Source organism: Phycisphaeraceae bacterium (assembly GCA_019636795.1).
In the GTDB taxonomy this organism is placed as follows: domain Bacteria; phylum Planctomycetota; class Phycisphaerae; order Phycisphaerales; family UBA1924; genus JAHBWW01.
The window spans coordinates 26,137-38,321 of sequence record JAHBWW010000006.1; the positions used below are offsets into that span (position 1 = coordinate 26,137).

Annotated in this window: 10 protein-coding genes; 2 read left to right on the forward strand and 8 right to left on the reverse strand. The window is 60.0% G+C overall.

Features of this window, described 5'->3' with window-relative positions; genetic code table 11:
* Positions 1-29 precede the first annotated feature (29 nt).
* Positions 30-875 carry a hypothetical protein gene (locus KF757_12585; protein MBX3323815.1) on the forward strand — a complete coding sequence of 282 codons (846 nt, stop codon included), beginning with the start codon at positions 30-32 and terminating at the stop codon, positions 873-875.
* A 19-nt stretch (positions 876-894) separates the two neighbouring features.
* On the opposite strand, the gene nth is transcribed toward KF757_12585, so the two are convergent.
* Positions 895-1,623: an endonuclease III gene (gene nth / locus KF757_12590; GenBank protein MBX3323816.1), complete on the reverse strand. Its 729-nt coding sequence runs from the start codon at positions 1,621-1,623 to the stop codon at positions 895-897.
* Complete coding sequence (locus KF757_12595) at positions 1,620-2,207, reverse strand: hypothetical protein (GenBank protein MBX3323817.1); 588 nt, start codon at positions 2,205-2,207, stop codon at positions 1,620-1,622. Before KF757_12595 ends, nth begins: the two co-directional genes overlap by 4 nt.
* Positions 2,208-2,267: 60 nt before the next feature.
* On the opposite strand from KF757_12595, the gene KF757_12600 reads away from it, so the two are divergent.
* Entirely contained in the window at positions 2,268-3,008 is a 741-nt protein-coding gene (locus tag KF757_12600) for a sugar phosphate isomerase/epimerase (protein ID MBX3323818.1), read from the forward strand.
* A 9-nt stretch (positions 3,009-3,017) separates the two neighbouring features.
* Here the strand turns inward: KF757_12600 and KF757_12605 are convergent, their stop codons facing one another.
* Genes KF757_12605 through KF757_12630 form a run of 6 tightly spaced genes read right to left on the reverse strand, consistent with a single transcriptional unit; the run spans position 3,018 to position 12,182 of the window.
* Positions 3,018-4,844, reverse strand: a complete 1,827-nt coding sequence (locus KF757_12605) for an ABC transporter permease subunit (protein ID MBX3323819.1) — start codon at positions 4,842-4,844, stop codon at positions 3,018-3,020.
* Positions 4,841-5,773, reverse strand: a complete 933-nt coding sequence (locus KF757_12610; GenBank protein ID MBX3323820.1) for an ABC transporter ATP-binding protein — start codon at positions 5,771-5,773, stop codon at positions 4,841-4,843. Before KF757_12610 ends, KF757_12605 begins: the two co-directional genes overlap by 4 nt.
* Positions 5,770-7,992 (reverse strand): hypothetical protein, encoded by a 2,223-nt coding sequence (locus KF757_12615; GenBank protein MBX3323821.1) that lies wholly within the window; start codon positions 7,990-7,992, stop codon positions 5,770-5,772. Before KF757_12615 ends, KF757_12610 begins: the two co-directional genes overlap by 4 nt.
* An 8-nt stretch (positions 7,993-8,000) precedes the next feature.
* A complete protein-coding gene (locus KF757_12620) occupies positions 8,001-10,142 on the reverse strand; it encodes a BatA domain-containing protein (protein MBX3323822.1) in 2,142 nt (713 codons plus the stop codon).
* The gene (locus tag KF757_12625; protein ID MBX3323823.1) at positions 10,139-11,113 is read right to left on the reverse strand and encodes a DUF58 domain-containing protein; all 975 of its coding nucleotides are present in this window, start codon (positions 11,111-11,113) and stop codon (positions 10,139-10,141) included. Before KF757_12625 ends, KF757_12620 begins: the two co-directional genes overlap by 4 nt.
* A 13-nt stretch (positions 11,114-11,126) precedes the next feature.
* Positions 11,127-12,182: a MoxR family ATPase gene (locus KF757_12630; GenBank protein MBX3323824.1), complete on the reverse strand. Its 1,056-nt coding sequence runs from the start codon at positions 12,180-12,182 to the stop codon at positions 11,127-11,129.
* Positions 12,183-12,185: the final 3 nt, after the last annotated feature.

Here is a 12,185-nt window from a genome sequence, read left to right on the forward strand (position 1 = left end):
CGCCAGGCGTCGCAGCGGGAGGTTGAGCCATGGGTCTGTTCGTCGCGGCTTGTGTAGTGGCATCGATCACAGTGGGGGGGAACTTCGTCAACGAGTGGCCTGAGCTCGCGCCAACCTCACTGGGCGTTCAGGATTCCGAGCCTCCGGCTACAGATCCGACCCCGGTTGACGCCGCAAACCTTCCTAAGCCCGTAGATCTCTTCGAGCGGTACATCAAGGTCATCGGTGGTCGCGAAAAGATGAAAGAGATCACGTCGCGCCGCATCGACGGACGATACATCGGCCGCCCCTTCACATTCCCCGCACGCCTGACCATCTGGCAGGAAATGCCCAACAAGTTCCACCTCAAGATCCAGCAACCAGCCGGAGAAACCATCGAAATCGGTTTCGATGGTGAGATCGGATGGGAACGCCAGCCCGGCATCGGCCTGCGATTGGTCGAGGGGCAGAGGCTCATCGAGTTGCGTGATTCCTCCGATTTCTGGGGTGAAGTCAACTACGAGAGCAAGTACCTCGATATGCAGACTCTCGGGCAGTTCAAGTTCGGCGATGAGACCGCCATCGGAGTGCACGTCAAGGCTGTTTCTGGACGCGAAAAAGTGCTCGTGTTCTCGCGAGATTCAGGTCTGTATCTCGGCACCCGCACCCTGACCGTTCACCCCGAAACCGGTAAGCCCGAACAGTTCGAGACCGTCCTCAAGGCTTATCAGGATGTCGGGGGCGTGCTTACAACAATGGGTCAGATCCAGCGCTTCAAGGACGACCCCAAGGCGACCGAGTTCGACTACGTCAAGGTTCAGGTGAACCTCGAAGAAAAGCACGACTTCACGGTGCCACCCGAACTCAAGGCCAAAATCGAGAGAAAGACCGACTAAACGACGTGCCCGCGCGTGGTCACGACCGCCTTGCTTCGCAACACTTGCCGAACTGCTCGCAGACAGGATGCGCTGCACACCTGCGCACGCGGGCAATACACGCACGTCGGCCATGCCAGATGAATTGATGACTGAGCGTGCACCACTTCTCTCGAGGCATCAGAGCCATCAACTGCTTCTCCGTTGCCAGCGGCGTCGCGCCCTCTTCGACCATTCCAAACCGAACGCTCAGCCTCAAAATGTGCGTATCGACCACAAATCCGACGTTGATGCCAAAGGCATTGCCCAGCACGACGTTCGCTGTCTTGCGTGCCACGCCACGCAGTGATAGCAGTTCATCCATTGTCTGTGGGACCTGGCCCCCAAAACGCTCGACAACCGCGAGCATGGCTTCGTGCACCGATCTTGCCTTGTTGCGGTACAGCCCGATGCGCTTGATATATGGCTCGATCTGTTCGGGTGTGGCCAGCGCATACTCGCGCGGCGTTGGAAACGCTGTGAACAGGCCGGGCGTGGCTTTGTTTACTCCAGCATCGGTTGACTGCGCCGAGAGGATCGTGGCGATCAGCAATTCGTGCGGTGTTGTGTAGTTTAACTCACAGTGGGCGTCGGGATAGGCAAGTGCCAGCGCGTCTGCCAAGGCGTGCGCACGGCGCTTCTGCGCAGCTGTTACTTTCGGCAGTTCAAACGGCAGATCACGAAGCCCCGGCGGATTCGCAGGCGTGAGTATCGGTCGATCGACACTCACAGCCGGCTGCCCTCACCGCGACGTTTTGCAGCACGCTCGCCGCTCAGTGACCACGTGGAAGCGAACAGCGTGCCCGCGACGAACACGCCCAGGAACATCATCGTCCGCGTCGCGGCCGGGTGATCGCGCATGAAAGCCTCGTGGGATTCGTGGGCTCGATCACTTTCTCCCGCAGCGGCCGCCTCCCAGTAAACTCGTGCGTTGGAATCCATGCGCGGCGCGAGAATAAAGAGGTGATACGACAGCATCGCCACCGCACACGCCAGCAGCACGCACCGGATCATTGTCCACATCGACTTGAGGTTCCGTTGCAGCACCATCGCCCCGGTCAGGTTGAGCATCGCGAGAAGCGCCGCGGCGAACTGCACCATGTCCGCAGCCGCAAACACGCGCGCCTGAATAAACCCAGCACCAAGATCGGCGTGCGCGCCTTCGTACCGTGAGAATTGCCCAAACGCTGGTTCCAGCGAGCGCATGGCAGGGAAAATGATGGCTGCAACTGCCGCCGTCATCCCTAGCACCCCAAACCAGACTCCGAGCACGATAACATGTACTGTTTCAAGAACGCGAACGCCGGTAGTCATGTCGAATCGTAGAAGCCCCGGCGCGCTTCGGTCCGCGAGCAGCCTACAACGATGGTCAAGATGACTGCACCTTCACTCAGTCTGGCTTTGGCAGGCCTCGATGATTCGGGTCGGCCTCGCGAGCAGCTCGCAGCAATCGCTGCAGCCGGATATCGCTGGGTTCAGATCAACGCGGCACAGGCAGGGTTTCGACCACGCGAGCTGGATGCCTCGGCCAGGCGCGACCTGGCAGCCTCCCTCTCACGCAGCGGACTCCGCCTCTCGGGGCTCGACCTCTTCATCGCGAGAGAAGACTTTGAGAATGCAGCAAAGATTGATCGTGCCATGGCGGCAGCAGTGGGGGCCGCAGAACTGCTGCGCGACATGATGGCGCTGCGTGCTGCCGAGCCGGGTGCAGCGGTCAGCGTCATCATCGGAGTTGGTATGGCTGAGACTGCGAGTCTGGCGCAGTGCGCAGATCAAGTCGGAGTGCAATTCGCCGACCATGCCGCCGCTCCAGACGATCGACTGAGTCTGGGCGTCGATCCCGCTCTCCTGCTCTCGGCCGGCGCCGATCCAGCAAAGGCTGTGTTCGAGCGGCAAACTCGACTCGTTGCTGCGAGGCTTGGCGATGCCAATCTTGTCGGACGTTGCGAACTCGGCGCGGGACGTCTCGACATTCTCGGCTACGCCATGGCGCTCGCAGCTGTTGGTTTTCATAATCCTGTTGTTGCAGATATGCGCGGGCTCCCCCAGCCTTACGAGAGCGCCACGCGAGCACTCCAACTCTGGCAGCGAGTGACCGCACTTCCTGCAACCTGAATCGGCACCTCAACTCGCGCGACCGTGGCGAACGGGCAACGCCCTCATCGCCCAGGCCAGAGCCCCCGCTGCAGCAACCAGTTGAACCAGCGCACCGATCACGACAATGGTCAGAAACGCTGCGAATGACACTGATCGGTAAGGAAACGAGAACTCCAGGCTACTTAAACTGATGGCCCGGCCATAGAACTCCCCGGTGCCTTCGATCGCAATTGCAATCATGACGAATGGATTTGGAGCAATCGCTCCAGTGAAGAAAAACTGCGCATTGCCGCGATGCATTCCTCCAGAAAAGTTTTCAATCATCACGATCGATATCGGCAAAACCATGTACAGACCGACCGCCAGACCCACATTGGTCATCGCGGCCGCAATGTTGCGCATGTATACCCCGCAGAGCATGCCGGTCGCTGTGAAGAGCAATATCGGTGGCACGACGATGATCGGCATGAGAATGAGAATTGACCAGTGAATGTATGTCGTCGATCCGATGATATAGAGCACATAGAGTGCTAACGGAATCCCGATCATTTTGCGCAGCGCACCCACATACTTGCCAAGTACAATAGCCGAAGGCTTGATCGGCGTGGTCAGAAGGACATCGAGTGTGCGTGTCTCACGCTCGCTCGAAATACTGCCCGTCGTGCCATAGCAGGCGTGAAAAATCGCCGACCCAAGCCCGATCATGGTGAGTGCGTAATACGTCGCGGGCTCAGAAAAACCATCGTTGACGGCAAGCAGTGCGACCAATGCGACAATTGCGAGAATTGCCGTAGCAAACATCACTTTCGTGCGAAAGAGCGGCTGGCGCAACTCGCGCCAGAGCACCGGGTGATCTCCGACCGTGCGCGACTTGCGTGTGACATCAGCAACAACCGCGGCGGGCTGTTCAGTCGCCTGTCCCTTGCGAACGCGCGAACGTTTGGGCTTGGCGTAGGCCTTCGGGTCGCCTTCCGGATCGCGCTGCATCGTCCGACGCATACGAGCCCCCGCGACCAGCAGCGTGAGCATCGAGATCGACAGACCAAGGATGACGCTCCATCCCCATGTCTGCATCGACGACAGCCCGGTTGGACTTCCGACAAAGTGTTCAAACGACACCAGGCCCAGCGAGAGTGGGAGGGATGAAGCATTAATCCAGTGCACCGGAATCGGACTCAGCCCGGCCATCGGATAGTTTGGCAGAAACCAGAAGTTGTAGATCGCCGCAACGATCGAAGGCCCAAACGAAATCGTCAGAAACAGGCTGAAGCCCTGTGCCGAGGCCGAAGTTGGCTTGCGAGCGCTGATGGACGCTGCGAGCGTGAGCGAGGCCATAAGCAGGACGCTCGTAAATGTAACCGCCGCCGCCGCGAAAATTCCTTCGATGCTCAGCCCGCCAAGCATGCGCGACGCCAGCAACAGCGGCAGCGATACCGCAGCCAGAATCAAAATTTGCGTCATGCGCCCCGTCAGTTTGCTCAGCAGTATTTCCCACGCGCTCAGCGGCGTTGTCAGCAAAGCAGCAAGTGTTCGGCTGCGACGCTCGCCACAGATTGCCGAGCCCAACATAATCGGGGTCAAGAGCAGCAGCCCGACATACTGCGTCCACAAGACAGTCGTGCCAAGTTGCGGTGCGATCTTCTGAAACCGCTGCAGATCGGCGACTGTGCCACCATGTGATCGGTTCGATTCGGCCCACGTGACAAGCAGCACAACTGCAAAAAAACCAATTACCACCGTAGAAAACAGAAATCGCAGCACATATGTACTGATGTGCCGCCCACCGATACGCATCTCTGTCGTGAAGATCGGCCCCGCGAGCAGTCGAACGGGATTCAGCGTCGTGCGCTTCACTGCACAGCCCCCTTCGTCAGCTTCAGGAAGGCATCTTCGAGCTTGATCTCGCGCGGCTCGAATGCTGCGATGCGCCCCCCAGCCGCGATGACACGCTCGATCACGAAGTGATGCCCCATGCCGACTTGTATCAGTTCGACATCCAGTGCATCGTCCTTGTGTTCAACCTTGCGCACTCGTTCGTCTTGTGTCAGACTGCTCGCCACAGCCGCTGATGCATCCGCATTCTCAAGCCGAACACGCACGACCTCTCCGGCCTGCACACTTCGGTACGCTTCCTGAATCGAGCCTGAAAAGAGCAACTTTCCTCGCTCAATAATGCCCACCGACGAACACATCTCGGCCAGTTCGGTCAGAATATGGCTCGAAACCATGAGCACTTTGCCCATTCGCCCAAGCTCGGTCAGCAGCGAGCGCATCTCGATACGCGCACGTGGGTCAAGCCCGCTTGCAGGTTCATCAAGCAGCAGCACTTTCGGGTCGTGAATCAGCACCCGCGCGATCCCCAGACGCTGCTGCATGCCTCGCGAAAGCCCGCTGACCATTGCGTTCTTCTTATCCGTCAGATCTGTCAGTGCCAGCACGCTATCGACAATCGCACGCCGCTTGCGTCGCTCAATGCGGAACGCCGACGCAAAGAAGTGCAGATATTCATCGACCGTCAGATCTTCGTATACCCCAAGAAAGTCCGGCATATACCCAAGTATCCGTCTGATCGCTTCGCCGTCAGTCATGACATTGAAGCCATCAACTTTCGCGACTCCGCGATCGGGGCGCAGAAGACACGCGAGGATCTTCATCGTTGTGCTCTTCCCAGCGCCGTTTGGGCCAATAAACCCGAAGATCTCGCCAGGCCCGATGTTCAGTGAAAGGTCATCGACAGCTGTCAACGCACCGTACGTCTTGGTGATGTTCTTCAGTTCGATCATGGGTTGTTCCCGGAATTCATGTCGCGCACTGGCACAACGAGTCGTGCAACTGCATGTCCCTCAAACTCAGTCGCACCAATCAGCGCTATCTCACTCGAAGCTGGGCGATACGTCACGATCACCACAGCGTACGAACTCGATGTGCCGTACTGCATCACGATGTCCGTTCGTCGCGACGCGCCAGGGAGATCGGCCGATACCACCGCATTGAGTCCAGTGTCCCTCCGGACATGCGTCCAAGGTGCCGACAAGAAAGTCGCCTCTTCTGCATCACTCACAACGATGCCTGCCACAGGCGCCATCGATGCAAACGTCAGCGGCACACCGAACGTGGCGTCCGTCGCCCGGCGACGCTCGCCCTTGTGAACCACCACAACTTCGAGCAGCTCAGCACTCGCGTCCAGCGAGCGGATTTCAACAGCAATGGCTCCGTCGTCCCGCGATGCTCGGGCAGCAACACGCGGCGACGCCGGTGCCACATCGAGCAGCGCACGCACAGTCCAGACACGCTGCGTCGGTGTGCGTGCATGGGTGCCGAGCACCGCCCCGCCCGGCCCAGACTGCGCGAACTGCTGCAACTGCACCGGGCGCAGCGCCAGCTTCGTCCCGTCGCTGCCCATGCCCCATGACTCGAGTGGCGAGACCCCTCTCCACCACGCGCCAGGTCGATCATCCGCCGGACCGATCGGTCCGCTCTCGCTCGCGTAACTCACAGTCACGCCTGTCGTCCACGACAGCACCGCCTCGCCGCGTTCGTCAAGAATCGCATCTGCAATCGTCGCACGCCCTGCTTGGCTCGATCCGTCTCGTCCAAAGATCGGCACCGCAATCGCCAGCAGCGATGTCAGCGCGATCCAACCACACGCCGTCGCCCACGACCAGTGCCTCGCTCGAAACTTCCGCAGCACCAGCGCATCAACTGGCCCAATTCCGACAACCAACAGACCGAGAATCAGAATCAACGCCGCGATAATTCTACCGCCAATCCCGCGAACAGAGATGAGGCAATCTACCGTCGAAGCGATCGCGTCCACTTCCAATCGGGTTCCTCCCGAACCAGGCGAGTAATACGCCCAGACATTGGACGATCCATCGGCCTGCGGCTTCAGCGAGCGTGCCAGCAAAGCCGCCCATGCAGCCGAAGACCCCGAACGCGATCGAATCGCGACCGCAGCAGCCGGATCAAACCCGATGATCGTCGCACGCCCAAACCCCGCAGGTCCGCTCGCGACAAGTGCGACATTCGCATCGTCATCGAGCGCATAAATCGCCTTCCATCCAATCGCTGCTCCAGACGGGCGGATCGAGATCGAACGCGCCCGAAGTTGTGAGGCTGGCTCGCTCGCCTCGACGTTGTAGTTCTTCGACGAGCTCGCGTGCTCGCGAATCTCCGAAAAGTTGCTCGGCGCCGGGTGTGTGCGCAGCTCAAGCACATCGATCACATCCCCGATCGGTCCTGCAGGCAGCCACGATCTCCACACGTTCGATGCGTCATCGATCACCAGCACCAGTTCGCCCCCGCCATGAACCCAATCGAGCAGCGCACGCCGCGAACGCTCCGAGAGTGTCGAGATCGAGGAGGCACTGGCGATCACGGCCTTGATGCCGTCGTACGCAGCCCACGAGGCCGGTGCCTGATCCCGCGGCAGTACATGCAACTTGTATTGTTGCTCAACCGTGCGAGATTCCGGCTTGGTTGTTGTTGTGGTGTAATAATCCGTCTCACCCGGCATCCACAATCGATTCCAATCGCGCGCGATCTCGGCCATCTGATCCAGCCCCAATGCGAGGATCACCACACGATCTGACGCGATGGTTGGCATCTGGAATGGAATTCGGCGAGAGTCCGAACGCTGAAAGTGCAGATAATCACTCACTATGATTCGCCCGGTCGTCATGTCACGCAGTTCAACCGAAATGCCCGGCAACGAGTGAGGCAAATTGAGGATCACTTCCGATGTCACTGTTTGCCCCGGCAGCACCGACACAGGCACCGAAACATTCACATCCTGCGAACCATCCTGCTTGTGACTCAGGCTCAGCACGCCCGCGATCGTGCGCGTCTCCGACGTGATCTGCACACGCACCGGGCACCAGCGTTCCGCAACGATGGTGTCTCCATACCCGAAGCTCACGCTCATGCTGACACCGGCATCGCGTTGCGCATACGCCACCGAACCAAACGCGACGCACACCATCACCGCGATCAGCAACCGCACGACTCGATTCACACGTAGACCTTTCGGTTGTAGATGAACCACTCGAGCATGATGATGCCCAGCCCGATGAGCACCAGGTAAGGCCAGAGCCTGCGCACTTCTGTCTGCCTCTCCGAATCCGTCGCGGCAAGAGTCTGCGAAGCCAGAAACAGCGATTCGGCCGTACGCACATCCGTTTCTTCCGGGCTCGCCAGGTTGGCAGCGTAAAACCGACTCACGCGACCATCCTCACGCACATCAGTCGCGCCAGACGAGCCGCTCCATCGCACGCGATACACCCCGATGCTGGTCAGCGGGCCATGCGTGATGCGCCCGTCACCAGTTGGCGTTGTGGTCATCGGCCTCCCGCCAGGCATCAATGTCACATCCACCTCGCGCGCATCGAGCGGCAGACGATCCGCCAGAATGTCTCCAGGTCTGAACAGACGACTCGCACCGCCGGCCTCCGCTTCGCTTGCACGGCTCGCCGAAAGATAGTCGATCCCGCTCGCCAGAAACAGCACAAACCCCACCTGGAAAGGCCAGTTCGACTGCTCGATTTCCCAGGGCACAACCAACGCACGAAACTCCACGCCCGAAAGTTCCACAATCGCCGGACCTTCCGCAGCATCCGCCAGCACCAGCGCATTGCTCGTCTCCGGCAGCGAAACCCTGCGGAAGCGCCCAATCACCAGCGGATCGAGCGTCACCGGACGCAAAGCAGGATGTTCCGTGCGCCAATCGAGAATCGTCGTAACCCCACCGACGCCTCCATCCACAAGTCCATCGACGCCGCCAGGCACCGCCCCCAGCACAATCCACCTTCCACGTGGCAGCGTCTCATTGCCAACCGTCGGCAACCACCGATCGAGCAGCACCACGTCATACTCCGCCGCTCTGCTGTCGGCAAGCATCGCTGTAAACTCGCTCGGCGTGTACCTGCTCAAACGTGAGAGCCGCAACCCGCTGAGCGCTTCGAGCAGAAAAATGTCATCGGCTGAAACGACCGCCACCGCGGTCTGCTCGGCTGGCGGCACGATCAGCCACGCACGATCATCGCGATCAAGCACATCATCATCGCCGTCTCCGATCAGCCTGACTTCGACCAGTGCTCCGCGCGCCAGCGTCAGCGGAAACGCAATCCCACCCGCGCCCGACGCAGGCCTGGCCGCTCGCGCGCTGCCAGTGCCGTCCGCTGTTACGCTTGCCCCCTGGCTCGCCGAACCCGGAATCGTCACGCGCCGTGTCGCGACTGGAGTTCCGTCCACACGCAACTCCACATCCACTTCGCGCGCGGTGCTCGCGGTGTTCTCGATCGCTGCGAACACTGTCAACTGCTCCGGCTGCTGATAACTCCGCTCGGCACGCACAGATGTCAGCCCAAGATTCACCGCATCCGATGTTCCAATCGCATGAAACAGCACCGTATCGCCCTGATCAGGCAGCACGCGCGCCGAATCCACAAGCTGCCCATCCGTATACAAATGAATCAACTGAGGCGGGCCCGATGTCAGCCCCTCGATCGAAATGTTCTCAACCACCTCCCCATCCTCGCCTACCCGCGTATCTGTCAGCACGCGCGGCGGTTTGCGGCTCTTGGCAAGCGACATCGCTTCGTCCAATCGGCTCGGGCCGTCCGTCTGCTCGATCGACCGAATCGCAGCCTTGAGCATCTCCTTGTCGCTCGTGAACTGCTGCACCACCACGGCAGTCCCATCGAACGCAATCACCATGCCCTGGTCAGGCTCTTCGCCCTTGAACAGACCGGCCTCTCGCATCGCTTCAACCTCGCGGATCGCCAGTCGCTTGGCCTGATCCAGCCTCGACAGTCGCGTCCCGCCCGTTGTGTCGCCATCCATCGAGGCCATGCTCGCCGAACGATCGATCATGAAAATCTTCAGTTCACCCGTCGCATGATCGCTCATCATCTGAGGCTGCGCGATCGCAAGCAACACCGCCCCCAGCACCAGCAACTGTAAAAACAACAGCAGATTCCGCCGCAATCGCTGAAACGGCGCATTCGCCTGCAAGTCCTGAATCGCCTTCTTCCACAGCAGCGTCGATGAAATCTCCACATTCCGCCGCCGCAATTTCAGAAAATACAAAATCAGCAGCGTCGGAACCGCCACCGCTCCCGCAAGTGCCGCAAGCCCAGGTGTCGCCCAGTTCATCGCAGCAGCCCCCTTCGACGCAGATAATCGAGCATCAGCGAATCGATCGGTGTGTCAGACCTGATCGTGAAACTCGTGATCTCTCGCCGCGCACAAAAATCGCGCAGTTCCGTGCAGTACGCCGCGAGAATCTGCTTGTACTTCTTGAGCAGCGGTGCTGAAATCGTCACCTCCGCCATATCCCCGTCCTCGACATCGCGCAGTCGAAGATCCCCCTTGATGTCAGGCTCCACCTCTTGCGGGCTCAGCGTCTGAATCGCAAACACGTCATACCCCCGACCCACCAGCAGCCGCAGGCCCGTTTCGTACCCTTCCTTCATGAAAAAATCGCTCAGCACAACCATCACGCCGCGCCCACGCCGCGAAAGCGCGATGCGCTTGGCAACCTCCGAAAAATCACTCCGGCCGCCAGGCTCGAGCGCACAAAGAAATCGCCCAAGATCCGCAAGCCGCCGACTCCCGCGCAGATCGCGGATCGAGTGCATCACCGGCCCATCCAGATCCCCCGCGACAGTGCGCGACTCAGCGTCCTCCTCGCCCGTTCTGACCGTTCCGCCGATCGTCGTCACGGCAACACGATTCAGGTTCACCAGCCCGATGTATCCCAGCGCCAGCGCAACCTGTTGCATATAGAAAAACTTGTTGGGAGTGCCACAGTCGCTGCTCTCGCTCGCATCAATCACAATGTGCAGCGACAGATCCTCTTCCTCCACGAACAGTTTCATGAAGAACCGATCGAGTCTCCCGTAAATGTTCCAGTCGATGTGCCGCAGGTCGTCACCGATCGTGTACTGCCTGTGGTCGGCAAACTCGACGCTCTCGCCGCGCTTCTTGCTCCGACGTTCGCCCTTGAGTTTCCCCGCAAACATCTTGCGGCTCGTCAGATCAAGCTGCCCAAGTCTGGACATGAGCTGCCCATCGATCAGCTGATCGATCGAACGAGGCCGAGTTGGATTGGTCGTTCGCAGCATCGCTCGCTGTCCTCTAGGCCTTCAACGCTGCCGGCATGCCCACCGGCTGCGTCGGCGTCATCTCCAGAATCTGTCCCACCAGCACATCCGCATCCACTCGATCCGCCTCGGCCTCAAAGTTGAGCAGCACACGATGCCGCAGACACGCCAGTGCCACTTCCTTGATGTCCTGATTGCCAACGTGGTAGCGCCCATCCGTCACCGCCTTAACCTTTGCCGCCAGCACCAGCGCCTGTGCACCACGCGGGCTTGCCCCGCATCGCACATACCGATTCACAGGCCCCGATTCACCACCCGCCATGAACCGCCCGCCAGGATGCGTCGCAAGCACCAGCCTCGCCGCATACTCCTTGACATGCGGCGCAATCACAACTCCGCGAATCAACTTCTGTGCTGCCAGAATCCCGGGCCCATCCAGCACCGCACTCACCGTCGGCGTCGCCGCGCCTGTCGTCCGATCCAGTATCACCATCAGATCATCCAACTGGCTGTATCCCACATTGATCTTCATCAGGAACCGGTCCATCTGCGCTTCGGGCAGCGGATACGTTCCTTCCTGCTCGATCGGGTTCTGCGTTGCAAGCACCAGAAACGGCTGCGCGAGCCTGTACGTCTCTCCGCCAACCGTGACACTCCGCTCCTGCATCGCTTCGAGCAGCGCCGACTGCGTCTTGGGCGTCGCGCGGTTGATCTCGTCGGCCAGCACCACCTGCGCAAAGATCGGTCCACGCTGAAACTCGAACCGACGCCGACCCGTTTCCGGATCTTCCGAGACAATGTTCGTTCCCACAACGTCCGCGGGCATCAGGTCCGGCGTGAACTGAATGCGGCTGAACGGCAGGTGCAATGAATCGGCCAGCGTTCGCACCAGCAGCGTCTTGCCCAGCCCAGGCACGCCCTCAAGCAGGACGTTCCCGCCCGCAAAAAGCGTCGTCAGCACGCCATCGACCACCTCGTCCTGCCCGACCATCACTTTGCCGATCTCGCTCTTGAGTTTGGCAAAAGTCTCTCGAAACGCAGCGCATTCTGCCCGTACTTCCGCGCTCTCAACCATTTCCGCACCTGCCATCAC

Bases quoted from the DNA above. Each gene is read 5' to 3' on its own strand.
- KF757_12585 (MBX3323815.1), top strand. From the start codon at position 30: ATGGGTCTGTTCGTCGCGGCTTGTGTAGTGGCATCGATCACAGTGGGG.
- KF757_12595 (MBX3323817.1), bottom strand. From the start codon at position 2,207: ATGACTACCGGCGTTCGCGTTCTTGAAACAGTACATGTTATCGTGCTC.
- KF757_12600 (MBX3323818.1), top strand. From the start codon at position 2,268: ATGACTGCACCTTCACTCAGTCTGGCTTTGGCAGGCCTCGATGATTCG.
- KF757_12610 (MBX3323820.1), bottom strand. From the start codon at position 5,773: ATGATCGAACTGAAGAACATCACCAAGACGTACGGTGCGTTGACAGCT.
- KF757_12620 (MBX3323822.1), bottom strand. From the start codon at position 10,142: ATGAACTGGGCGACACCTGGGCTTGCGGCACTTGCGGGAGCGGTGGCG.
- KF757_12625 (MBX3323823.1), bottom strand. From the start codon at position 11,113: ATGCTGCGAACGACCAATCCAACTCGGCCTCGTTCGATCGATCAGCTG.
- KF757_12630 (MBX3323824.1), bottom strand. From the start codon at position 12,182: ATGGCAGGTGCGGAAATGGTTGAGAGCGCGGAAGTACGGGCAGAATGC.